The sequence below is a fragment of the Bacillus methanolicus PB1 genome (assembly GCF_000262755.1).
Taxonomy (GTDB): domain Bacteria; phylum Bacillota; class Bacilli; order Bacillales; family Cytobacillaceae; genus Bacillus_Z; species Bacillus_Z methanolicus.
On the sequence record NZ_AFEU01000001.1, the window covers coordinates 47,295 to 71,437 of the forward strand.

Annotated in this window: 24 protein-coding genes and 7 pseudogenes; 5 read left to right on the forward strand and 26 right to left on the reverse strand. The window is 34.4% G+C overall.

Going from position 1 to position 24,143, the window contains the following annotated elements:
• Positions 1-22 precede the first annotated feature (22 nt).
• Entirely contained in the window at positions 23-853 is an 831-nt protein-coding gene (locus tag PB1_RS00160) for a glycosyltransferase family 2 protein (protein WP_003349985.1), read from the forward strand.
• Positions 854-1,468: 615 nt separating this feature from the next.
• Here PB1_RS00160 and PB1_RS16500 read toward each other — a convergent pair.
• The 4 genes and pseudogenes from PB1_RS16500 to PB1_RS17240 form a co-directional block, all read right to left on the reverse strand.
• The gene (locus PB1_RS16500; protein WP_003349986.1) at positions 1,469-1,678 is read right to left on the reverse strand and encodes a hypothetical protein; all 210 of its coding nucleotides are present in this window, start codon (positions 1,676-1,678) and stop codon (positions 1,469-1,471) included.
• Between the two features lie 107 nt (positions 1,679-1,785).
• On the reverse strand, positions 1,786-3,078 hold the full coding sequence (locus PB1_RS00170) for a glycosyltransferase (protein WP_003349987.1): 1,293 nt from the start codon (positions 3,076-3,078) through the stop codon (positions 1,786-1,788).
• Between the two features lie 489 nt (positions 3,079-3,567).
• Positions 3,568-4,677 (reverse strand): glycosyltransferase family 4 protein, encoded by a 1,110-nt coding sequence (locus tag PB1_RS00175; RefSeq protein ID WP_003349988.1) that lies wholly within the window; start codon positions 4,675-4,677, stop codon positions 3,568-3,570.
• 75 nt (positions 4,678-4,752) lie between these two features.
• Positions 4,753-4,830 (reverse strand): annotated as a pseudogene (locus PB1_RS17240) (sugar phosphate nucleotidyltransferase); the annotation flags it as partial.
• Between the two features lie 816 nt (positions 4,831-5,646).
• Between PB1_RS17240 and PB1_RS00180 the strand changes: the two are divergent.
• Positions 5,647-7,230 carry a glycosyltransferase gene (locus PB1_RS00180; RefSeq protein ID WP_003349990.1) on the forward strand — a complete coding sequence of 528 codons (1,584 nt, stop codon included), beginning with the start codon at positions 5,647-5,649 and terminating at the stop codon, positions 7,228-7,230.
• Positions 7,231-7,618: 388 nt separating this feature from the next.
• Here the strand turns inward: PB1_RS00180 and PB1_RS18255 are convergent.
• The 4 genes and pseudogenes from PB1_RS18255 to PB1_RS18445 form a co-directional block, all read right to left on the reverse strand.
• A pseudogene (locus tag PB1_RS18255) lies at positions 7,619-7,735 on the reverse strand (transposase); the annotation flags it as partial.
• Positions 7,736-7,847: 112 nt separating this feature from the next.
• Positions 7,848-7,961 (reverse strand): annotated as a pseudogene (locus PB1_RS18260) (transposase); the annotation flags it as partial.
• Between the two features lie 601 nt (positions 7,962-8,562).
• A complete protein-coding gene (locus PB1_RS00185; protein WP_003349991.1) occupies positions 8,563-8,853 on the reverse strand; it encodes a transposase in 291 nt (96 codons plus the stop codon).
• A gap of 90 nt (positions 8,854-8,943) precedes the next feature.
• Positions 8,944-9,956, reverse strand: a pseudogene (locus tag PB1_RS18445) (transposase); the annotation flags it as partial.
• Between the two features lie 328 nt (positions 9,957-10,284).
• Here PB1_RS18445 and PB1_RS00195 point away from each other — a divergent pair.
• Both PB1_RS00195 and PB1_RS17635 read left to right on the forward strand, forming a co-directional pair.
• Positions 10,285-10,941, forward strand: coding sequence for a glycosyltransferase family 2 protein (locus PB1_RS00195; protein WP_003349994.1), 657 nt, complete (start codon positions 10,285-10,287; stop codon positions 10,939-10,941).
• A 1,108-nt stretch (positions 10,942-12,049) separates the two neighbouring features.
• Complete coding sequence (locus PB1_RS17635; protein WP_050979081.1) at positions 12,050-12,313, forward strand: Mu transposase domain-containing protein; 264 nt, start codon at positions 12,050-12,052, stop codon at positions 12,311-12,313.
• Here the strand turns inward: PB1_RS17635 and PB1_RS18660 are convergent.
• The 11 genes and pseudogenes from PB1_RS18660 to PB1_RS18475 form a co-directional block, all read right to left on the reverse strand.
• Positions 12,258-12,542 carry an IS66 family transposase gene (locus tag PB1_RS18660; RefSeq protein WP_155816354.1) on the reverse strand — a complete coding sequence of 95 codons (285 nt, stop codon included), beginning with the start codon at positions 12,540-12,542 and terminating at the stop codon, positions 12,258-12,260. The genes PB1_RS17635 and PB1_RS18660 overlap by 56 nt on opposite strands.
• Positions 12,543-12,596: 54 nt before the next feature.
• The gene (locus tag PB1_RS18665) at positions 12,597-12,674 is read right to left on the reverse strand and encodes a hypothetical protein (RefSeq protein WP_337999015.1); all 78 of its coding nucleotides are present in this window, start codon (positions 12,672-12,674) and stop codon (positions 12,597-12,599) included.
• 84 nt (positions 12,675-12,758) lie between these two features.
• On the reverse strand, positions 12,759-12,935 hold the full coding sequence (locus tag PB1_RS18670) for an IS66 family transposase (protein ID WP_155816380.1): 177 nt from the start codon (positions 12,933-12,935) through the stop codon (positions 12,759-12,761).
• A gap of 162 nt (positions 12,936-13,097) precedes the next feature.
• Positions 13,098-13,391 (reverse strand): IS66 family insertion sequence element accessory protein TnpB, encoded by a 294-nt coding sequence (gene tnpB, locus PB1_RS00205; protein WP_081485575.1) that lies wholly within the window; start codon positions 13,389-13,391, stop codon positions 13,098-13,100.
• A 59-nt stretch (positions 13,392-13,450) separates the two neighbouring features.
• Entirely contained in the window at positions 13,451-13,729 is a 279-nt protein-coding gene (gene tnpA / locus PB1_RS18455; RefSeq protein ID WP_081485576.1) for an IS66 family insertion sequence element accessory protein TnpA, read from the reverse strand.
• Between the two features lie 438 nt (positions 13,730-14,167).
• A pseudogene (locus PB1_RS18265) lies at positions 14,168-14,313 on the reverse strand (ATP-binding protein); the annotation flags it as partial.
• A gap of 329 nt (positions 14,314-14,642) precedes the next feature.
• Positions 14,643-15,332, reverse strand: a complete 690-nt coding sequence (locus tag PB1_RS00210; protein WP_003350000.1) for a class I SAM-dependent methyltransferase — start codon at positions 15,330-15,332, stop codon at positions 14,643-14,645.
• Between the two features lie 351 nt (positions 15,333-15,683).
• Complete coding sequence (locus PB1_RS18460) at positions 15,684-15,836, reverse strand: IS3 family transposase (protein ID WP_420796283.1); 153 nt, start codon at positions 15,834-15,836, stop codon at positions 15,684-15,686.
• A gap of 101 nt (positions 15,837-15,937) precedes the next feature.
• Positions 15,938-16,135, reverse strand: a pseudogene (locus tag PB1_RS18465) (DDE-type integrase/transposase/recombinase); the annotation flags it as partial.
• A 29-nt stretch (positions 16,136-16,164) separates the two neighbouring features.
• On the reverse strand, positions 16,165-16,383 hold the full coding sequence (locus PB1_RS18470; RefSeq protein WP_420796284.1) for an IS3 family transposase: 219 nt from the start codon (positions 16,381-16,383) through the stop codon (positions 16,165-16,167).
• Between the two features lie 133 nt (positions 16,384-16,516).
• A complete protein-coding gene (locus PB1_RS18475; protein ID WP_420796285.1) occupies positions 16,517-16,825 on the reverse strand; it encodes a transposase in 309 nt (102 codons plus the stop codon).
• A gap of 845 nt (positions 16,826-17,670) precedes the next feature.
• On the opposite strand from PB1_RS18475, the pseudogene PB1_RS00220 reads away from it, so the two are divergent.
• Positions 17,671-18,042: pseudogene (locus tag PB1_RS00220) on the forward strand (ATP-binding protein); the annotation flags it as partial.
• 298 nt (positions 18,043-18,340) lie between these two features.
• Here PB1_RS00220 and PB1_RS00225 read toward each other — a convergent pair.
• The 7 genes from PB1_RS00225 to PB1_RS00255 form a co-directional block, all read right to left on the reverse strand.
• Complete coding sequence (locus PB1_RS00225) at positions 18,341-18,799, reverse strand: dTDP-4-dehydrorhamnose 3,5-epimerase family protein (protein ID WP_003350006.1); 459 nt, start codon at positions 18,797-18,799, stop codon at positions 18,341-18,343.
• Positions 18,796-19,638, reverse strand: a complete 843-nt coding sequence (gene rfbD, locus PB1_RS00230; protein WP_034644689.1) for a dTDP-4-dehydrorhamnose reductase — start codon at positions 19,636-19,638, stop codon at positions 18,796-18,798. The genes PB1_RS00225 and rfbD overlap by 4 nt, the downstream gene beginning before the upstream one ends.
• Before the next feature lie 4 nt (positions 19,639-19,642).
• Positions 19,643-20,602 carry a dTDP-glucose 4,6-dehydratase gene (gene rfbB, locus PB1_RS00235; protein WP_003350008.1) on the reverse strand — a complete coding sequence of 320 codons (960 nt, stop codon included), beginning with the start codon at positions 20,600-20,602 and terminating at the stop codon, positions 19,643-19,645.
• The gene (locus PB1_RS00240; RefSeq protein ID WP_003350009.1) at positions 20,599-21,336 is read right to left on the reverse strand and encodes a sugar phosphate nucleotidyltransferase; all 738 of its coding nucleotides are present in this window, start codon (positions 21,334-21,336) and stop codon (positions 20,599-20,601) included. The genes rfbB and PB1_RS00240 overlap by 4 nt, the downstream gene beginning before the upstream one ends.
• 455 nt (positions 21,337-21,791) lie before the next feature.
• The gene (locus PB1_RS00245; RefSeq protein WP_003350010.1) at positions 21,792-22,826 is read right to left on the reverse strand and encodes a coiled-coil domain-containing protein; all 1,035 of its coding nucleotides are present in this window, start codon (positions 22,824-22,826) and stop codon (positions 21,792-21,794) included.
• Between the two features lie 311 nt (positions 22,827-23,137).
• Positions 23,138-23,578, reverse strand: a complete 441-nt coding sequence (locus PB1_RS00250; RefSeq protein WP_003350011.1) for a hypothetical protein — start codon at positions 23,576-23,578, stop codon at positions 23,138-23,140.
• 15 nt (positions 23,579-23,593) lie between these two features.
• Positions 23,594-23,992, reverse strand: a complete 399-nt coding sequence (locus tag PB1_RS00255; RefSeq protein ID WP_003350012.1) for an alpha-helical endospore appendage domain-containing protein — start codon at positions 23,990-23,992, stop codon at positions 23,594-23,596.
• Positions 23,993-24,143: the final 151 nt, after the last annotated feature.

Genomic DNA, 24,143 nt, shown 5'->3' on the forward strand with positions numbered 1-24,143 from the left:
CATAACCGGAAGGGTGAACAAAATGACGATAAATAATGATTACCTGACAGAAAAATCTCAGTCGACATCCATTATCATTCTTACTCATAATGGGCTCTCTTTTACGAAAAAATGTATAAACAGTGTGTTTATGAACACAGATGGAAACTTTGAATTAATCCTCGTTGACAATGGGTCCACAGATGGTACTCTGGAATTTTTAAAAAACCTCCCTAAAACCACAGTAATAGCTAATAAAACAAACAAGGGATTTTCCGGTGGTTGTAACCAAGGTCTAAAGGTTGCAAAAGGAGAAAATATTGTACTACTTAACAATGATACAGTTGTAACAAAACAATGGCTAAGTCGGTTGATATGGTGGCTGAACAACAATCCTCCAATTGGGATAGTGGGCCCCAGGTCAAATATTGTAGTCTCCCATCAAGCAATCATACCTGTTCCGTATAAAACAATGGACGAAATGCAAAATTTCGCAATGGACTGGACAACAAAGCATGATCGGCAAGGGTATGAAGTTGATCATCTGAGCGGTCTTTGTATGGTCTTCAAAAGAAACCTGATTGATATGATTGGCGGGCTTGATGAACGGTTTTACCCCGGCTATTTTGAAGACACAGATTTTAGTATTAGAGCTCTAATATGCGGAAAGAAATTATGGGTAGCAAATGACGTTTTTATTCATCACTATGGAAGCGGCAGCTTTAGCGTAAATAGAGCTTTGCAAACAAAAATCATTCAAGAAAGCAGAAGAAAGTTTTTTCAGAAGTGGAAGATGGATGATTTGAATGAAATAAGTGAAGTCGTGAAACGCGAAAAGCCTTTCAATCGGGAGCGTCATTACATTCCCTTTTGAAGAGTTAAGAAATGCTAATCTCTTAATTAGAAAGAACGATTTTATAAAATTAAAAAGGGGCTGTCTCAAAAGCCTAAGGGTCAGACCCTTATGAGACAGCCCCATTTTATATATACAATGAGAAAACCAAGAAAAATATCTCAAAAAAAAGTTATATTTCAAGGATTAAGGCTATAAAGTAATGAAAAAGAAGACCGATTAAAATAACAGAGCTTTAAATATTAAGTTTATCCAATTCCCATAACCCTAGGGATTTATCAGTATAGGCCATATTCCCTTCCGTACAGTTTTCACTTATTAACAAGATTGGTTTTGGAAAATGAATAGGCTCAATTTCAAGATTAAGAGGACGCCAGTTCCCTGTTTTAATATTCATATTTCTTTTGCGATTCGTAAACGTAGTCGTTAATAGATACTTTGATTTGCTGGCTTTCATATTTTTTATTGCTAATTCTATATCAGAAAATGAAAAATGTACAAGACAATCACGGTAAAGGATTAAATCTGCTTTCGGAAGGGAATCTTTGGTAATGTCACCCTGAAAGAATTGAACATTATCTGCTGAATAAATTTTTTGTTTTTTTCAATCAATTCATCTACAATATCAATTCCGATTTATGTTTCTATGTTCTTTTGAATTTCCTTCATCCAATTAAAATCACCGCAGGGCGCATCCAAGATTTTTCTGATCTGTAGCTTTTTAATTAAAATGGGCAACTCCTGAATAATTGTTTTCGTCTGTGCAATTGATGATCCAGGACCGGATACAGACTCAGAACTCCCCCAAATATTTCGATTATATATAAATGAAAAAATATTTTTCAAACCTATGCTCCCCTTTAAACTCGTTAAACAACGAGAAACAATTATTTGTCATTTATAGTATGATCAACGAATTTTAAAGGTGCCATTAAATAATTTCAATGGTTTCTTTAGTTTATAAAAGGTATTTGCCATTTAAAAGGCTCTCCTTGTTTAAATTTAGCAACAATATTTCGATTAATTCTCACAGGATTGGCAACGGGAAGATTCAGTTTTGTTGCCACACGTTTTTCTATTGGATGAAGATGATTATTTAAGCTAATATAAAAGTTATTATCACAATTGAATAAAACTCCATCAGGTAGAAAAGTAATGTTCATGGATAACTCTTCAATAAAGTTACCACTGGGTATTTGGTTTAATAAGTTGTCACTAACGATTACAATTTTATCCCATTGGAATTTAAAATCTGAAAATGCTTTTTCATTTTTTACATGGTGCTTTTTACCGTTCTGAAAATAAAATACAGCTGGATTATTAGGAGAAATAATAAGCCTTTGATCCGGGAAAAGGGAATAATCAAAAAAAACCTGATTGTCAACGGATACTCCCTCTTTGTATTTAAAAAGAAACGGATCCGGAATTGTGACAATTTTGTCTACGTCATATTTTAACTTTCCAAAAACTTCCGGGTCTATTTTTCTACGTTCTTGGTTGTCAATAATATAAGTATCGGATGATGGGCTTCTCACAAGAGTTCCGTTTGGAATATTTTTGGGCAAATGATGATAAAGTCGTTGAAAAGATTGAGCGTCTTTTAATGCAATATCTAAAGTTTTGGGGATAGGATAAAAGGGTTTGAAATTCGTTAATCGAGTCCAAAAAGCTGCATCACCATTAAACCAATAAGCTGGATCATCTTCCCAATAGCTTCCATATTCCTTGTATATTTTATCTGCGATGCTTCTTGTATGCATGATTGAACAATGATCAACCAGCCCGATAGGATTTTTTAATACTCCGTATGTTTTACGGATCTTTTCACGTTCAACTTTTCCATTCTCATCAATTGTTTTCACCAATTGCTGGGAATAAACGATTTCTATATCAGGATTTTGGTTCAGCACTCTTGCCATTGTTTCTAAACGTTCTGGCAAAAAAATATTATCGTCAGTTAAATAAGTAATATATTTTCCTTTCGTCTTCGGTATTGCTTCATTTATTAATGTAGCGTACCTTGTTGTTTTGTATCTTTCACTGTCTTGTATATAACTATTAAAATAGTGAATTCTTGGGTCGTTTATGTATCGTTTTATGATTTCAACTGTTTCTTTTTGGGAGTGATCGTCCATTATGAAAAGTTCCCAATTCCCAAATGTTTGATTAAGCACACTCTCAATGGCATTACCAATGGTTTTCGGTTTGTTATAACTCGTTAAAATAACCGATACGATTGGAATCATTTCACATCCTCCTTATGAACCGTTTAAAATAGAAAAACCACATCTTTCGTGCAGTCTTGATTTATGGCTTTTTATTTTCCTTAAAGTCGGTTTCATCTTATTGCTACAAGTGAAAGACTGAATGATTAATTCTAAAGATTGGATTTTAACATGAATTTGAAAAATAAAAGAACTGTAACTGTTATGTGATGTTCATTTTCCTTTATTATTAGATAAGTCAGAGTCGACCATCAATTTTACCAAATCAGCATAGGATATTTTTAGTTCCCACCCTAACTTGTGTTTTGCTATTGAAGGATCCCAAATAAAATATCTACTTTAGCAGGACGCTTAAATTGCGGGTCTTGAACGACATAATCCTGGTAGCGTAAACCGACTTATTGAAAATCGGTTTCTACTAGCTCTTTCATCGAATGTGTTTCACCAGTAGCATCTGGCTCTTCTTTTTGTAGTTAAATAATTTGCTCTATAAAGTAAGGTCAAAAAACATTAAAGCAACCCTAGTTGTTGTAGACGGGATTTATACATGTTTCCAACCATCTGGGGCGAATATTGGTTCATTATTGTTTCTTTCCCAAGTTTTCCAATTCGATTACCATACTCTTTGTCTTCAACTAATTTTTTCATAAAATTAGCAGCTTGATCTATATAAGGTTCCGCCCAATATTGATTTGCAGTATATGGTCCATAATTTTGACCGATTTTTTTTAATGTAAAATCGACGACACATGCATTTTGTTCATTTATAAAGTCAATGTTCCCCGACCAATTTGTGGCGATGACTGGTTTCCCTAAAAACATGGCTTCAGCTAACGGCAAACCAAACCCCTCTGATCGGTGAAGGGATACAAAGCAGTCAATTGAATTCATTAATCCGTCAACCTCTTGCCGACTTAAAACTTTATCAATAAGAAATATATTTTGATAGCCGGCAATTTTTTGCTTTAGCATTTCAACTTCTTGTGGAGCATGAGATGCGTTATTAATCTTAACAACTAAACCAACAGAATGATCTTCTTTATTAAAAGCTTGCTTAAATGCATGGATAACTCCTATCGGATTTTTTCTAAAGGATGTACTGTGTATGTCATACATAGTTAAAAATAGAAAACGATTTTCGGGGAGCCCAAAGTCATTGCGATTAAAGTGAAGAGGTGTTTCAACAGTAATACCGTGTGGAATAGTGACAACTGGTTTGGAAATTTTCTTAGAAATTGATTGAAATGTAAAATTAGATGGAACCCAAATTTCATTCACTAAATGAACGCTCTTAGTCCACTTGGTTGGAAATTCCGGTAATTCCCAATGCCAATAACCAATATTATACCGATGTAAGAACCATATTCTTTTAATTTTGTTTTTCCTATAATTGTAATATAGTTGGTCAGCATTTATAAAAAAGATGTTCGTTTTATAAATTGGTTCATTTACTTCCTTATGTTGCCAAGTTAGATCATTTTGTCTTGAAGGACAATTTGGAAAGTTCACAATACAAAAAGGAATTCCGACGGAATTCAAAGATTTGGCCGCTAAACGGCACGACTCTCCTAATCCAAATTCTGCTCTTGCGTAACCAATTAAGTTAACACCTTTCTCCACATTTACCCACCCTTGCTATCTGTTATCGGTATTTAGTTTTCCCAGGAAAAGCCAATATTTGTATCGGTCCTACTGCAAGAGATGTTTATTTATATATTTTGTTAATGGGTCTAGATGAGACCCAGTGGCACCAGCAAGAATAACCCCTTTCATGAATTGAAAAACCACCTTTACATTAATAAATAAAGCTTAGAAATTTTAAATTGATAACTCTCTAGTTAGTAAATTATAACTGAATTTTTACATTAAATTTTCTATATACTATATGTATAATAGCCTTTTTTTGTAACAAAATTGCGGCGATCTTAATCAAATTAATCAATATGCTTGTGTCATTTATCCGTACTCTTTTCTTTTCTAAACAAAAAAATCCAGCTTTAAAGACTGCCACTCTAACTTCTATAAGAACATCTTTTGCTCAAAATGCAAATACTTAAGTAAGGATCCTGCCCCGTCTTATAAAATTGTTCATGACACGGACCACCATAAGGATTCTCGATTATGAAGAAACTTAGTTATTTTGTAACTTCTTTTACAGTATTATCTTATTTCATTTTTATCCCTTAACTTTCTTGCACAAAACAGCATAAATTAAGATGGTATTCAAGAACCACTATACTGAAAATTATTTATTGAGATAATGGCTTTAATATTTTATAAATAGTTCCAATAATGGTTTTCAGTACCATTGTTTTCCAGTGGTGTAGCCTAGTAGTAATATGTCAAGAAAAAAATGAGGAATTGAAAATCATTTTGTGATCATATCCTATTTATTGGACGTAACCATAAACAAAAGGGGCTGTCTCATAAGGGTCTGACCCCATGTGCATTATCAATATATAGCATATTTATCCAACATTATATCCTATATATTGTGTTATGGGGTCTGACCCTTAGGCTTTTGAGACAGCCCCTATCAAAGAAAGCTAATTTTCGAGAGACTGCTACTAAGATACGAGGTGATTAGAGATGAACATTGCTTTTGACATGAGTTTTACTCAATCAGCTTCTGATAAAAGAGGGATAGGAGAATATACTAGAAATTTAATTGAGACTATAACAAAACTTGATAATCAAAATTCCTACTTTTATTTCTATCCAAGTATAAATCAAGAGAATACGTCCATAGAGGGTCACTTAAACTACTTTTTAGATAAAAATTCAATTGACATTTTTCATATAACCAGCCCTTTTGAATTTATTGCCAATTCTTATCCTCAAATCTATAGGTTCAATGAAATAAAAGTTGTAGTTACCCTCTATGACCTAATCCCACTTTTATACTCAAATATTTACCTAACTAATGAGACAAAGGAAAATTATATGAAGACCTTAAATTTTATAAGATCTTGTGAATTGGTGTTCGCTATCTCTGAAACAACTAAAAATGATGCCATTACTTATGCAAATATTGATCCACAAAAAATAGTAGTTATTATGGGAGGTATTAGCGAAAAATTTAGGGTAAAGAAAAATTTCAAATTAAATTTACTTAATAATAAATATGGAATAACGAAACCCTATATTCTATTTTCTGGAGGAATTGAATTCAGGAAAAACCTTAGAAGATTTCTTGAGGCTTTTGCGAAACTACCACATTTAATTAATCGTTATCAAATCGTGTTCTTTAATCATCTTAATAATTTTGAAATCTTACAAATTAATAATCTTGCTGCCGAATATAATATTAAGGAAAATATCGTTATAACTGGGTTTTTATCAATAGATGAATTAATTGATATTTATAATAGTGCAGAACTTTTTGCATTTCCTTCCCTTTATGAAGGATTTGGTCTGCCTGTCCTAGAAGCAATGGCATGTGGAGTTCCCGTGTTAACTTCAAATAATTCATCTTTAAAAGAAATAGCAGGTGAAGCAGCATATACAGTAAACCCAGAAAATGTCGAAGAAATTTCGACTGGACTAGAAATTTTATTGACAAACCAACAGTTAAGAAAAAAATTAAAAAGTTTAGGATTACAAAATGTAAAGAAGTATAACTGGGAGAGTGTTGGCCGTAGAGTTATCAATGCTTTTAACCAGCTTGAACAAATAACAATTAATAAAAAATTTGTAACACATAAGGATAGTTCTATTAATCATATCTATATAAAGGAGAAAAAAATTTATGAAACGGTTTCTGACTTAATAAAGCTAAATAATAAAGATTTCTTGTATGCATTATATAAAGAAATTTTGAATAGAGAACCAGATCAGTATGGGTTTGAACGACATATGTATAATTTGTCAAAAGGCATATCAAAGATTACTTTGCTATCGAAAGTTTTGTTAAGTGAAGAAGCAAAGTTACTTTTTTCTAATACTTATTTTATTCAGATCAATAATCATACGATCTTGTCTAAAATAGCTACAATGTTAAGCTATAACAATAAAGAATTTATTTCTGCTTCATATGAAGAGTTTTTAAATCGAAAGCCGAGTTTAAGTGAATTAGAATTATATAACTTAAAACTTACTGATGAAAATTCAAAAATTTTATTATTAGTAAGTATTATAAACAGCACTGAATTTAAAGAATTGATGCACCGTTGAGTAACAAAAACAAATTTCGCTCGCGTTAAAGTAAACGGTTAGTGATCTGCACTTTACATGGAGTGGCCATACATTATAACCCCATCAAAATCAACTGGATCTTAGTTTCCTTTTCGTATACTGGTTAGATTGTACCGACAAACTTTTTTCCTAAAATGCTAAAATCCGAGGCTGACTCAAAGAGGCTGTCTCATAAGGGTCTGACCCCATGCGCATTTATCAATATATAGCACATTTATCCAAAATTATGTCCTATATATTGTGTTATGGGGTCTGACCCTTGGGCTTTTCAGACAGCCTCATGAGTCAACTTTTTTGTATAACCTTGGTATTTATTGTTAATTTCATGGTGTTTTTCAGGCTAATTTCATTTGATTGGGGGATTATCTTATACCCCTTGTTGAAGAACCCTTATCTTTTGCCACTTTTTAAAATTGTGTGCAACGCAAACTAGACCCCATTCCAGAGTCGTTTTGGAGAGGCCTCTTAAATGAAAATGTCGATAGTCTAGATTCGCTTGATTTGACCGTACCCACTTTCCACATCAGGTCTTTCGACGTCAGATATTTTTCTTTTCCTTCTTTAGAAAGTAATCGCTCTTTTACTTCCTTTCTTTGAATCTGATTCTTTAATGCTATCGTGATGGTACGATACGCTTTTCCTTTTGCACAAGTGCTCTGGAATGGACAATCTTGACACTGATTGCATCGATATCGACGTTTGATTGATATGTATCCTTGGGCTGATTCCTTCTTTGTTTCATATTAAAAAGTGAAACGTTCTCCATTCACACAAATGAATTCATCTAATTCCTCATCATATTCCATGTTCTCGACTCGTTCGATCCGTTTCTTCCATGTTCTTTTTGCTCTTGGTCAAACGTATTGAAAGTGATATTAGGTCAATAAAGTATACACAAAAATTTATAAATTTTTAGCAGCTACCGCGCTATCGCTTGGTGGCCTTTTAAAAATAATTACGACGTTGTCCTAATTATTTTTAAAAGATAAATTTTCGGGTCTCACTATTCTATAATATGCTCATTAAGCCCCCTTTTTATAGTACATACGTTCGTATGTTTTACGGGAAACCGTCTTCTGTGAAACTTTAATTCCTTCATGATTGAGCTTTTTGGTAACCTTTGGATCCCATACAGTTGGTGGGATTCGAAATACACACGACGCACTTCCTGCGTCAATTCTTCTCTATTCTCTTGTCTGGCACTTTTGGGACGATCACGCCATTTATAATAACCGCTTCGAGAAACTTTCAATACCTCACACGTCTTCTCCAATCGGTAATCGAAGCGATGTTCATGGATAAATGAATATTTTACCGATGGTCTTTCGCGAAGAAGTGCTTCGCCTTTTTTAAGATGGAGTTTTCCTCCTCCAGATCCCGAATACGTTTCTTCAGTTCACGAACTTCGTGGTCTTCGGATCGAAATGTTTGAGTTTCTGATATTTCTGGTTCTTGCTTATACTTTTTCACCCAACCGTGAAGAGTATTTTCGTTAATTTTGAGCTCACGAGCCACTTGTGCAACGGATTTCGCTTCCTCCAAAATATAACGAACTGTTTGAAGCTTAAAGTCTTCCTCGTACCGCCTTTGTTTATTAGTCATGTAGACACCTCATTTTTCAGTCTATTATTACTATAATAATCTGTGTCTACTTTTTAGTCTAACACCAAAAGTATATGCTTGTTTGCCCTATTCTTCAAAGTATGCATAGTTCTCCTCTCTCCCGTATCTAGAATCGGCAATGATATTTGAAGGGAGGGAAATGTATTGTTTTATATGTTCCAGATTCTGGATGAAACACCGTGTGTCTCCTGTCCGTTGATGAAGAGAATACCCAATGATAAATTGACCTTCTGTTCCCATTTGTACATTATTTCCTGGTTTCAATTGCCCATTTTTCATGTGATCTTCTTTCATTCGTATGAAGGTTGCATAATGATCTGTTGTAGAAAAACTGTTTCGTTCTAGAGTAATTTTTCGTTGTTACTCATATTTTTGCTTCCGTAGGAGAAGGTATTCACTTAACTGTTTCTTCGCTTTCTTTAGCGTTTTATTTGTCGGATCTTTTTTTAAATGCTCATCCACTTTCTTCTTGGTTTCTTGAATCTCTTTGGAGGTAACGGGCTTTAATTCTAATTGCTCGTCTAAATCCAATGACTCTTGTTAGAATTCTCCTTCGAGAACCCGTTCAATGTCATAGGCGATTTTTCAATATTTCTCATTCAGTTTATCATCAAATTTGTTGACAGCCTTTATCCACACAAACGAATATCGATTGGCATTGGCTTCGATTTTGGTCCCATCCAAATAGTAATTTTCGAGTCGAACAAGCCCCTTTTTGCCTTAGGAGTTCAACTACTGAGAAGAAGACTTCATAGATGATGGGCGTCATGCGTTCGGATCGGAAACAATTGATAACAATTGATGGTACGGAAATCCGGTCGTTGGTTCCCACTCAGCCACATGAAGTAAATGTTTTCTTTCAATTACTTAGCCATTTTTCGAGCAGAATAAATTTTTTCGGCATAGGCATAAACTAAAATCCTCAACATCATTTTCGGGTGATAACTGCTGGGACCACCGCCTTTTTAAAGTGGGAGAAAAATAGAATCGTCCAGCTTTTCAACCGCTTCATTCACAACACGTGCGAGATGATGTTCAGGGATGAGGAATGCTAAATCTAGTGGTAGAATAAGTTGATCCATGTTATATTAAATGAAAGAAATATTATTATGTTTCATAAGAGAATCGCTCCTTTGGTGGTTGTTTTTAATTTTACCAAATAGAGCGATTCTCTTTTATATTTTTATAAATAAGAGAAGCGACCTTTCAAAGGAAATTTTTGGTTCCTTTTGGGTCAGCCCCGACAAGTTAGGCAACTTTTCAACGTGATATTAAATTGGACTCTTCACTTATAACAGTAAGAATTTTTATCGCATATAATACATTAAGTGAATTAAACATCAAAAAATTTTTTTCTATGTAAATACATTGGAGGGAAGAAAAACAAACAATAATGGAAGGAGATTGTTAATGAATTTTATAGTTGGTATTCCCTATGTTAATCGCCCGGATTTATTACAAAGAGCTGTTGATAGCATAAAGCCATATTGGTCAAATACGGTTATAATTGATAATTCTGAGTATCAGGATCTTCGGAATCATGACATCTCATCAAAAGTTCAAGTTTATTTTCCTCCAGTTCCTTTAACACTTACTCAATCAATAAATTTTTTCATAAAAAAAGCAATAGAAAATAATTGTGAAATATGGATATATATGCATAGTGACGCAGAGGCACATCCAGGAGTAGCAGAAGCCTTTCTTGAAACGATAAAAAAAATACAAAATGAAGGAAGAAAATGGGGGGTGATTTATACAAATTATGATACACTTGCTGCATACAATGTGAATGCACAAAAAGAAATAGGTGAGTTTGATACTATATTCAGGGATTATCATTCTGATGTAGACTATAATCATAGAATGGATCTATTAGGGTATGAAAGGATTAATACGGAATTTGGAGATAAGATTATACATCATAATGGAGGAAGTTCTTCTATAAAATCAGATCCGAAAAGGTTACAATTGACGCAGGCGACATTTTCTCTTTATGCACAATATTATCAAATAAAATGGGGAGGTCCTAGTGGAAAAGAAAAGTATAAAACCCCATTTAACCAGTAGCTTTTTACTTCAGCAAGAAAGAAATTTCCTCAAAAAATTTTTGAGGCAACCTGGAAATAAAATAAATTGTACTGGGTGTCAGCCTGCCAACAGTTATTTTGTGCTTTATGTTCAAAATGCTGGAACTCAGTTTGTGGCAATTTATTAATGTAGTGTTTGGCAATTAATTTGTGTAGGCCTTAGGGATTGCACAAATTAAAAAAACCACTTGCCAACAATCCCTTAATACCATACCCTCCTAGTTGGACAACATTTCAACGGGAGGTAATTAAGGAGATGTTAGCATTGGCTGAAATCAATTATATCAGACATGAAGCAAACTAAAAAGACTGTTCTTATTCCGACATTGCCAGAATTAAAAGAGATCCAAGAACAGTAAAAAAGTATTCAGAGATGGAAGATTTTAGTTCAACTCAGACAGTAAAGCAAACAAGAATAGCCGGGGTAATGGATCCTATTAAACCAATTTTAGATAAATGGATTCAGGAGGACTTAAAAAAGAAGAAAAAAGTTTAGAAGAACGGCAAAAAGAAAGTATGAGTTGCTTAAGGAATAATATAGCTTTACAGGATCTGACCTCTATAAGGCTCTATGTGTAAAAAAACGAAAGAAAGAATTATTGGAGGAAAGTGAGTCAGCTGCTTTGAATGAAAATCCTGTTTAATAACCTCAAATTCTGGCAATTTTAGTGGTACAGAAAACATTTACGAAACCTCCTAATGTTTATGTGCTAGCTAACATTATTGCCAGGAATTCGTGAATGTTTTCTTATTTTTTGTCTATTTCACTAAATGTGGTGAAGAATCTTATTTTTAAGTTTTTCCTGCTCAAAATAGAGAATGCTTTTTGGAAGGATTAAAGCGAATCTTACAGTACATAGGCGGAGTCCCAAAGGTAATCCGGGTTTGATAATTTATTCACTTGCGGTGAAAAAGGTACTCCCAAATGGGGAACGTGAGTTAACGGATGAATTTCAACGCTTTGTTTACATTATGGATTTGAATATGAATTCTGCAATCCGGCAAGTGGGAATGAAAAAGGCCACGTAAAATCCATGGTTAATTATGTACGTAACAACTTTCTCCTCCAGGAGTTAACAATTCTTGACTTGGAGTCCTTTAATAGCTCTTTATGGGAGAAGGCTGAAAATGACCGGCTTCGCCCTCATTATCAAAAGGGAACATTGATTGCCGAATTATATACGGAAGATAAAGAGCACTTCCTGCAATTGCCGGCAAAGGAATTTGAATGTGTTCAGTATGAACAGGTGAAGGCAGATAAATATGGTTATATCCGGGTGGACAATAAACTTTATTCTACTTCCCCTCGGTTTGCCAAAAAAATGGTTTTGGCAAGGATCTCATATGAATAATATCTTGTTTTAATAGAAGGTCATGCATCCGATCATAAAGTGAACATAGCCACTGTTCTGCTCCTTTAATCATCCAGTTGGCAATGGTTTGGTGAGATAATGCAAGCCCTATTCTTTTAAATTGTTTTTCTTGACGATATAAAGGTAGCCTTTCAACATATTTTTGAGTCATAATATGAGCCATAATGGAAGGGGAAGCTAAACTTCCTGAAATAAGAGGATTGGGCATTGATGCAGTTTCAATCGGTGTTTCAATCTCATTTCGTTCACAATGACGGCATGATTAAACATGACATACATGTTTAACGACCTTAATTTCTGCTGGAATGTATATTAACTCTTGGCGAGTGGCTGTACTCATTTCATGCAATTTTCCACCGCAACACGAACAAACTTGCTCATCTTCAGGCAAACGATACTCAATCGTTTCCACAAGCAAGTTTTCTTAAATCAACTTACGTTGACCACGTTGTTTTTTGCAACGTTGATAGGTGATTGTTTCCAGAGTAGGTTCTGGTAATTCAAGATTTGCTTTTTTTTCTACTTCGTTAAAAAGATCGAATTCTAGCTGATTTGGATTCGTTTTTTCACTGGGAGTACCAAAACGTTTTAATTGATGCAGACGAAGTTGTTCTTAAAGCCAGAATAATTTTGCTTCCATTTCTTGTTTTTCATTTTCCAGCTTCGCCTGAAGTTCTTCGTTTTGTTTTCGAGAAGCGCGCAGCGTTCTAGAAGTTCTTCAATTGTAGGGGTTGGGTTTGGAAGATTGAAAGAATTATCTCAATTAAATTACAGTTCCTGCACGAACTTCCGGTTGTGCTTGTCTTGGTTCTAAAGATAATCCATCAAGTAACCAACGAAGTTGGCGACGAGTTACTTTTAATGGAGCTGAATCCTTGTGATCTGATGGCCATTGGAATTTCCCTTTCTCTAATCGACCGTAGTAGAGCCAAAAACCATTTTGATCCCAATAAAGGTTTTTCAACTTATCTCTTTGTCTGTTACAATAAACAAATAAACTTGGAGAAAACGGATCTAGGTTAAATCCCTCGCTTACAAGAGCAGCTAATCCATCGATAGACTTTCATAAATCCGTGCTGCCTCTAGCGAGATAAACACGATCAGATGAAATTTCATTTAACATATGGTTTTCAGCACCTTTACGACATCTGCAAATAGCGTTGGATTAAAATTAGTTTTAACCTCTGTAGAAACAGCTCCTATTTTTATTTGTAATGAATCAGTTTCCTGTGATGGTGATTCTTCCAAAGTTATTGGAACCCATTGGGTACTAGTTTTTTGAATTGATTTTGAACCATCAATTCTTATTAGCCAATATTTTAGTTGGTGAATACTTAGGTCATTTGTCTTACACCAATCTGATTGGGTTAGACCACTATCTTTAAATTCAGCGATTCGCCGTTCCCATTCTTTTCTTTTTCTAAATTTGGATGTTTGGACATAAAAAAACTCCTCAAACCTTGATTTGAGAAGATTATCTCACATAATTAACTAGGGTAATAGGTTGAGGCTAATTGACTCTTACATACGCAAAAAGATTAAAGCTCAGTTGGATCCCATTAAACTATAAAACTATTAAAGCAGCTACGTATGAAGAGTAATTACTTAAGCTGGTTGAATATGAAATCCAGCAGAGAGAGGAACGAAAAATTAACTTATTGCTTCAACAAGATATTTGCCAAAGGTCGCTGGAAAGCCATTTGAATGGGAAGACATTCAGATGGCCCCAGGATAAAATAGAGAATATGTGTGTTACAGGGTGAATTTTTAGAAAAATAAAAGAAACTAATCTTTTATGGCGGGGTTGGAACCGGAATAAAAGCTTCTGTCAGGATGAATCCACTGCCCGAATTGTAGATTGGTAGTCACACAATCAAACTTCTGGTTTCATAACACACGAAAATGATCTGAAACAACAATTCTGTACCTTGCTTATGCAGAGGAATATATCCCAGTTCATCTATTATCAATAGGTTTAATCTACCATTCACATTTATTGTTCTTTAATGGTGATAGCCGTCGGTTAAGAGACAAACTTACACAATAAATAAAATGGGAGTGGCAAGTGGTACATTTTTAGATTGCCATTTGATACATTTTTTACTTGCAAAAACAGGAACTCTTTCTTTATTACCCGTCAAGCCCGCTTACTGTCTCGCGACAATAGATCAGGTGCTCATCGTAATGGACGGAAACTTTATGAGAAAAGAGTCACGCACAATTTAACAAGAGATCAAGAAAGCTATAAATAGGCTATAATTAAAAGAGATAGCCGAAAAAGCTATTTCTTTGAAAAAATTTGCATTTTCTATATAACAATAGAATTTAAGTTATGTTTAACTTTATTGTTGCTGCAAACTGCAATTAAATATCTTCCATTTTGTTCTGAGTCTGTGTTAATAGGGAGTGATGTAAAATTAGTGTTTTTATAGTTGCTTAAAATATAGGTCATCTGGTTTTTTTGGTAGTATAAATCAACATAAGAAAAATATGTTTTTAAGAAATTCAAAAATTCATCTTCATAAAATTCTTTGACATGGAATGGATTTTTATAGTTTGGTATGTCTGAATACATTCGTTTATCTGGTGTAGATATGATAAAGATTCCATCATTTTTCAGTAACCTTTTTACTTCTTTTAAAAATAGGTGTTGTTCATGTTCATTTACATGTTCAATTGTTTCAAAGGATACAACAACATCCAACGAATGATCTTTTAGTGGGATTTTTACTACAGAAGCATTTTTAAATTGTAGGTTGTCTCTTTTATATTTATTTGAAGCATGTTCAACCGTTTCCTGATCAATGTCAATCCCATAAACAAATTTTGCATGATTTGCAATCAGATCAGAGCCATACCCTTCACCACAAGCAATATCCAATACGACGTTTTCTTTCACTAAATTCAATACAGAATAATATCTTTGAAGGTGTCTAATTTCTGTTTCTGGACCAAAAAAACCACTATTAGGTATAAATCTTTCCCCTGTAATTCTCATAGCATACTCCTTATCTTTTTTATTGTCATTTGTATTCTATGTAATTAAATGTGAATTGTTACTAAAAGAAACCATTATTAATGTCCTGACTGGAGTCAAAAAGCGTATAGATTAAACACTTTTCTCCGAATATCTAGGGATTCTCTGTTTAATCCCGCTGCCATCTGAATGTTAATATTAGGTCAATAAAGTAGACACAAAAATTTATAAATTTTTAGCAGCTACCGCGCTATTGCTTGGTGGCCTTTTAAAAATAATTACGACGTTGTCCTAATTATTTTTAAAAAGTAAATTTTCGGGTCTCACTTTTCTATAATATAAGCCCCCTTTTTATAGTACATACGTTCGTATTCAGGTGGTGAAAAATACTCTGTCTGAGTGAATACGTTTATTATTGTAAAATATTTCTATATACTCAAATATGCTCTTTTTTGCTTCTTCCCTTGTTTTATAACGAGTCTGATAGATTAGTTCTTTTTTTATGATCCACTGAAATGATTCAATACAAGTGTTGTCCTAACAATTCCTTTGCGGCTCATGCTACATTTCATACCGTATTCAATCAGCATAGCTTGATAGTCATTTAAGCATATTGACTCCCTCGATCAGAGTGATGGAGGATAGATCCTTGTGGTTGTTGACGCTGAAAGGCTTGCTTTAATGAGCTCAACACTAGCTTCCTTTTTCATTGTACAGTCTATATGCCAGCCGACTATTTTCCTTGAATATAAATCCATAATACTAGCTAGATAAAGCCAACCTTCATCCGTTGGAACGTATGTGATATCAGCTACCCATACCTCATTTGGTTTTGTAACAGTAAAATTTTGGTTTAAGACATTTTCGTGGACCGGAAATGGTTATGTTTTAAGTTAGTGGTTGCTGCCTTATGCTTTTTTACGGTACGAGACTTCATTCCCTCTTCTTTCATTATACGGGAAACCGTCTTCTGTGAAACTTTAATTCCTTCATGATTGAGCTTTTTGGTAACCTTTGGATCCCATACAGTTGGTGGGATTCGAAATACACACGACGCACTTCCTGCGTCAATTCTTCCCGGCGCTCTTGTCTGGCACTTTTGGGACGATCACGCCATTAATAATAACCACTTCGAGAAACTTTCAATACTTTGCACATCTTCTCCAATCGGTAATCGAAGCGATGTTCATGAATAAATGAATATTTTACCGATGGTCTTTCGCGAAGAAGTGCATCGCCTTTTTTAAGATGGAGTTTTCCTCCTCCAGATCCCGAATACGTTTCTTCAATTCACGAACTTCGTGGTCTTCAGATCGAAAAGTTTGGGTTTCTAATATTTCTGTTTCTTGCTTATACTTTTTCACCCAACCGTGAAGAGTATTTTCATTAATTTTTAGCTCACGAGCTACTTGTGCAACGGATATCGCTTCCTCCAAAATATAACGAACAGTTTGACGCTTAAAATCTTCCTCGTACCGCCATATGGTATTTTCACCCCTGCAAGTCTTGTGTATTTCGTAATGATGTTATGCAGGTTAGCATCCATTCCGAATGGTTCTTAAAGGGCATTATGACGGACAAAAAGATATGGGGATGATGTTTTAAGCCGTCCATTTTTAAGATAATCAATAATAGCCCAACCGATATCTTCCAAGATGGGAAGGTTACAGACTGAGCTGTCTTTTGTTGTATGATCTCTATCTTTTTGGAATTCCATAAATTTTATCGCAAGACGATACGTTTTGATCAACAAGATAGTCAACAAAAGACCTTAAACGATTCATACGTGTACGCATCGACCGTGGCGAGTAGCAGCATAATTCACATTCTTGTTCAAAAGACTTAAGTACATTAACATAGTGTTCCGGATAAATAGGGGGTTGTTTTTTTGAATGACGACGTATTATTGATCCGTGAAGTTGATAATCGCCAAGTACACGAATAATCCTTACAGGGCCTCTCAAATTACGTGGTACTGCTTTTTGGTAACCACTTAATGAGAAATTATAATAATTCTTAAGAAAGTTAAAACCAAGTTCCTCTGAATAAAATTCCTCTTCTTTGCTTTTTGCAAATTTTATTAACCTCTTATAAAACGTCCGATAGCTAATGCGGGTATTTTCTGCATAGTTTAGCCTCTCTAGTTCCTGTAATACACTGGAAACCAGTTCTTAAATTGTTTTTTTAGATTGCATACAAAAATCCTCCTCAAAAATATTAATGCCTGTGGCACCTTAACATTTTGAGGTATTATGTAAAGAATTTATAACTTCCATGTAGAATTTATTTGTATTTCAGCCATCAACTTTACATAAGTGATTACTTCGAATAATTTCCTTTATGTAAAGCTTTACATAAAGGAAAAACTCATCTGGCGACGGCTCTTGAAGTGGAAGCGTGTAATCAAGGAAAAGTCGTAAAGTTCTATCGAAGTGCATCATTGGTGAATGAATTAATTGAATCAAAACAGGCAGGTACCTTATACAAAACAATCAGCCATTTAGAAAAGGCGGATCTCTTAATATGTGATGAATGGGGCTATATTCCAGTTAGCCGAGAAGGAGCGCAGCTTCTTTTCCAGGTGGTTGCATCGTGTTATGAAAGAAGAAGTATTATTATTACAACAAATCTTGAATTTAGCAAATGGAACAGTATTTTTCATGATGAAAGAATGACAACGGCAATAATTGACAGACTCGTTCATCACAGTTATTTACTTTCATTTACCTGACCAATTTATCGATTAAAAAATTCCTATATGAACCTATAAAATGAAGAGCAAGGTGCTGGAAAAAAATCTTGCAAAACGCTGGATTTTTTACTTGCAAAACACATTCAATCAAATTAAAAACCAGCAACACAGCTGGTCTCTTTCAAAATTTCTTTCATTATCCCTAACTTCAATAGCCTTCCCTTTTGTAAGAAATAACATAACAGATAACCTAGTGAACCTTAAATAAAAATCCTGACTAAAGCCATTTATTAATCTCTTGATATATATTTTTCTCTTCAATTATTTCCTGAATGATCTATCGGTTCTGTGTCTCCCAAGAAAATCCAATATCAGGATCATTCCAATTGATTCGTTTCTCATCCGGATTTTCTCTATCGTATGATTCGGTTGTAAAGTAAATGATCGTCGCAGGTTTTTGTCCAAGTACCCTATACCCATGAGCAACTCCTTTGGGAATGAGCAGCATAATCGGATTTTCCTCTCCCATATAATAAACGTCGGTTTCACCTTTAGTAGGCGAATCCTCTCTCAGATCATAAAGGACAACTTGGGCGTTGCCGGAAGGGAAAAACCACAAATCATCCTGCTTTTCGTGATAATGAAAAGCTTTAATGACACCCGGGTAGGTCATCGACCATGATGCTTGGCCAAATCTCGATAACAATTCAGGTTCATCATCACGGATAAGCTCTGCGAAAAAGCCGCGGTCATCACAATGTTTAATGAGTTTCTTCACCTTGACTCCTTCTATCATTGACCTGTCTCCTTTCGAAGAAAATCCTTTAACGCTTCTTTCCATGGCCTGGGCAGGTTAACGTTCTCTCTAAGCAGTGCATTATGTCCTAATACTGAATATCGGGGCCTCGGTGCAAGCGCCCCATATTCCTCCGTCGTTGTGGGCATTACGTTCTTCGGATTGAATCCCGCTTCTTCGAAAATGGTTTTTGCGAATACATACCATGTGCACGATCCTGAATTGCTCACATGATAGATGCCATTTTTTTTATCAAATAAATGAATAATTGTTTCAGTGAGATCGTACACATACGTGGGAGAGCCAATTTGATCATTTACTACCTTAAATTCTCTATTTTTTTTAGCCAGTTCCAACATCGTTTTCACAAAATTTTTTCCATCGTGACCGTAAAGCCAAGATGTACGGATAACGGTTACATGATCGAATAGAAGAACTAATTTTTCACCCAGCCATTTACTCATTCCATAAATTGATTGTGGATTTGGTTCATCTTCCTCTACATAAGGAGAATGTTTATTTCCATCGAACACATAGTCAGAACTAAGATAAAACATCCGTGCACCAACTTTGCTTGCTGCTTGAGCAACATAGAAAGCTCCAAGACTATTTACTTCGAACGCTCTTTTACGATCTGTTTCACATTGGTCCACTGCAGTAAAAGCAGCAGCATGGATGATGATTTGCGGCTTCATGTTGGATATGATTTTTTCCACATCTTCTTTTGATGTGATGTCTAAATCTTGTTTTCCAAGACTAATAACAGAATGTGCAATGCTCAATTGTCTCTCCAGTTCTTTTCCTAATTGTCCATTACCACCGGTAATTAATATATCCATACTCTCACCTATTCTCATGCCGCCTATGTTTATACCATTCTATGGTTTTTTGAATGCCTTCATGAAAAGAAACAAGAGGTTTCCAGCCCAATTCCCTAGATAATTTCGTTGAATTCATCGCATACCGGCGATCATGTCCTTTTCGGTCTTCTATATGCTTGATTAAATGTTCGTCTTTTCCTAATTGCTTTAGAATAAATCGAATAACTTCAAGATTCGTTTTTTCTTCAGCTCCTCCGATATTATAAACTTCGCCGGGAACTCCCTTCTCAAGCACCATATGGATGGCCCGGCAATGATCCTCTACATAAATCCAATCACGAATATTGAATCCATCACCATATAAGGGAATTTCTTCATTGTTAAGTGCATTCGTAATAATTTTAGGGATGAACTTCTCCGGATGTTGCATTGGTCCATAATTATTACTGCATCTTGTGATGATAAGCGGCAGTTGATGTGTTTTATAAAAAGATCTGACGAGTAAATCGGCACTTGCTTTACTTGCAGAATACGGATTATTTGGAGCAAGCGGGGTTTCTTCCGTAAATGGAGGATCTTGCGGCTTGAGAGAGCCATATACTTCGTCTGTTGAGATCTGGATCATCTTACGGGCTTTCCCGGATAATACAGCCTGTAAAAGGTTAAACGTACCAATTATATTTGTATGAATGAACGGGGCGGCATTCAAGATGCTGCGGTCTACATGTGATTCAGCAGCAAAGTTTATAATCGCTTCATATTCTTGATCAAATACGAATTGCAACTCTTGTTCATTACCAATATCACATTTTATAAAACGGTATCGATTTGATTTTTCAAATGGCTTTATATTTTCATTATTTCCGGCATAGGTCAAGGAATCGACATTTGTAATAAAGTAATTTGAGTGATTTAGTAAATGGGATATGAAATTTGCACCGATAAAACCTGCTCCGCCTGTTACAAGGAGGTGTTTACTCACTTTGTATCCTCCTTTATTTTTTTGTAAACACATTGATTCGCTTTATAAAGGGACTCATGTGTTCCTGCATCAATCCACCATCCCTTAAGAATATCATACTGAAGTTGATTGTTATTAATATATATATTGTTAACATCTGTGATTTCCAACTCGTTTCGGTTTGATGGTTTGATCGCTTCTATAAATTGAAAAACGTTTTGATCATACAAATAAATTCCCGTCACACAATAAGAAGAAGGAGGAAACTTTGGCTTTTCAATGATGGAGATAATTTTATTATTGGTTTTATCTAACCGTGGAACTCCATATCGGGCAGGATCATTCACTTCCTTTAGCAATACTCTTGCGCCGGCGTCCTGTTGTTGAAATGATTGGATGTAAGGAGTTAATGAATCTTCAAAAATATTATCACCCAGTATTACGACAAATTTATCTTCATTGATAAAATCTTTGGCGCTCATAAGGGCATCGGCAATACCACCGCCTTCATTTATTTGTATTTTATATTGAATCTTTACATTCAATTCCTCCCCCAGCCCTAACAGCTCTATGAAGGAACTGAGGTGATGTTGATTTGTTATGATTAAAATCTCATGTATTCCAGCGTCCCTTAATTTTAGAATTGGCCAATAGATCATTGGATATGGTCCTACTGGCAAGAGATGCTTATTTAGAAATTTTGTCAATGGCTTTAGACGAGAACCTGTACCACCTGCAAGAATAACCCCTTTCATGTAATGAAATACCACCTTCACATAGTCATACTCAGAAGTCTAAACCTGAAAATTTTTACATTTATTTTTCTTTATACTATATGTGTGACAGCATTTTTTGGAACAAAGTTTATTCTAACTGAAACAAATTAATGAATATGCCTTTAGTCATATGTCCGCATTATCTCTTTATTTCGAATCATCAATAACATGAATGTTTCATCAAATGCGTCGAACAAGAGAAAATAACTCGAAAAATTTGGAAACTCATTAGAAGCGATGAATTGATTCAAGTGTTTATTAAATCAAACATTATACGGTCTTTGCTCTTAGAATTTATCTCTCGCTTATAAAAAAAGGCTGCTCATCTTGACTTATGAGACAGCACTTTCCTTCTAAGAACAGTAAGTCTTTTCCAACATAGTCTAATCTGGCGAGATATCTCCTTAATCATTACAGTTTTTTTCTATTAAAGCCTAATTGTTCCCTTTTCCATGTTTTACTATTCTATATTCGTAGTTTGATGCCTTGCTTTTCGATATAAAATCCTTTACTTCACTAATGAAGTCATTCAATTTTCGTTGGATTTCTGCGATTTCCTTTGTTGTTTTCTCCAGTTCGTTTGAACCAATCTGATTTTCATTCTGTATCCTTGTCAACTCAAGTAAACACTGATTCCAATGTTTTTCGTGCTCTTCCATCGTTAAAGTAATTTGATCCAAAATGTTTTTATGGTCGTTTAGCAATTGTTCAGCCATGTCAATTCTTTGATTATATTGTACTGACCATTCTTCCTTTATTTCTTCCAATTCTTTTTTCATATTTTTATAGAAGTCAAGCAACTTTTTGTAATCAGATAATGACTTTGATAAGATTTCTTTAGCATACTCAACCTTTTCTTTTTCCTGTTGAATCAGAAAGTTCTTTTTTTCAAGGTCGCGATTGGCTTCGAGTAAATCCTCCTTTTCGGCTAGTAGTGAAGCATATTTTTTTTCTAAGGTGGTAAAGGATTCTTCCCTCGACTGAAGTTTATCTAATAATTCTTTATTCTCGTTCAATAATTGCTGTTTTTCTTCGCTAATTAAAGAAAACTGTTTTCTTAACTCAACAACTTCCACTGTTAACTTATTATTTTCAGTCATGGCATTCTCATATTCAGACTTGTTTAATTGAAAAGTCGTTTCATAATGTTGTACCTTCTCAGATAGTTCAGCAATTTGTTGCAAAAGGCTATCGTTTTCACGTTTTAAATTTTCGTTCATTGTAGCAATAATTATTTTCTCTTGTTCCAATTCGTCAAGCCTTGAAACTTCAACACTGATTTGATTTTCGAGTTTTGCTATATAATCATTTTTTTGTTGGACCAATTCTTTATAAGAGTCCCTTTCTTCTTGAATTTGTTGTAAAAAATCTTCTTCCAACTCATCTAACGATTCTTTTCTGTTTCTTTTTTTGTATCTTGAAATCTTTTCTTTTTCTTGTTCAATAAATACAACATGCTTAAGTTTCATATACAAGATGCACCTGCCTCTCTATATAAATACAATTTACCTTAGGAAATATGTTAATCGACCTGATATATATAATTATGTTAAATTAGGCAAATTGGCTACTGATTGTTGAAAATGGATAGTAATTCAATGTTTTTTATGGTAACAATCCCTTAACAACAATACAGAGCCTTTAATTTAAAGGTTTTTATTTACTCAAGCCGGTGAATTGATTCAAGTGGTTATAGAATCAAACATAAAAGCCCCAATTCAATTTTTCGAGATGAATTGAGGCCTTATTTTAAATTTAAGATATGTTTGTCTCATTTTGACTACTTTTTGAACTGTTTCAATAATCTCTTTCTTTTTTTATATAAAAGGAAAGATTGATTTACTTCATCATCTATTAAGTCTTTCTTGTAGTTGCCTGAAGAGAAACGTTTGGATAATTTGTGCAATTGTTTTACCACATCAGGAAAAGATTCCTGAGAAAGAAAATCATATTCCTCATGCGTCTGGTATACAGAATAAACTTCTGTTTTGGTAAATCGATCAGAAAAAAGAATGATCTTTTTGTTCATCTGTTTCTGAAGCTCATTCGTTTGTTCTAATACATGATAAACGGTGTCTAGAACGTTTTCATCGCAATCTGTTTTTTTCAGGTGTTTTAAAAGGATGGTTAGAGAATTAAGGAATCGGATGAGTGCTGATTCAAAGTAAAAAACAGATCGAATGCTATAAAGGCTCAATTCGTACATATCTTCGTGTTTCATAAAGAACATTCCTTTTTAATCATTGCTTTCATTAGAGGAATCCTCACGGGACTCGTCACTGCTTGACTCGTTTTTAGATTCATCACCATGATGATCGTGATCATGTTTTTTCTTGCAATGATCTTTATCGATCAGTTCCAAAACATTCTCCAATTTCGTTAGAAGCAGCCATTCCTTCATGACAATCTTATCAAGGAACCGATTAACTCCTTTATTAAATTTAATAATGTCTTTATTTGATGGACGAGTTGGAAAGTCAAACTTTTTTCCGACAAAAGCCTGAACTTTTTCTGCCTCTGCCTTTAGTAAGTGGGAAAGAGCAATCTCCTCTAAAGCGATAGATTCTAATAAATCTATTATAACTTCCTTCTCATTCGGTCGATGCGGTTCCTCAGGAATTGTAGGCATACTCATATTAACTTGATCCTCCTTATTTAAGACTTATCCATTTATACAATATAATTTATTTCTTGATCTCATTGTTTGTGACATTCAACCAAGCCTGTTATCAAATTGTGTCAGCCCATATCGAGGTTGATTTTTTTGGGGATTATTAAAAAGAGAG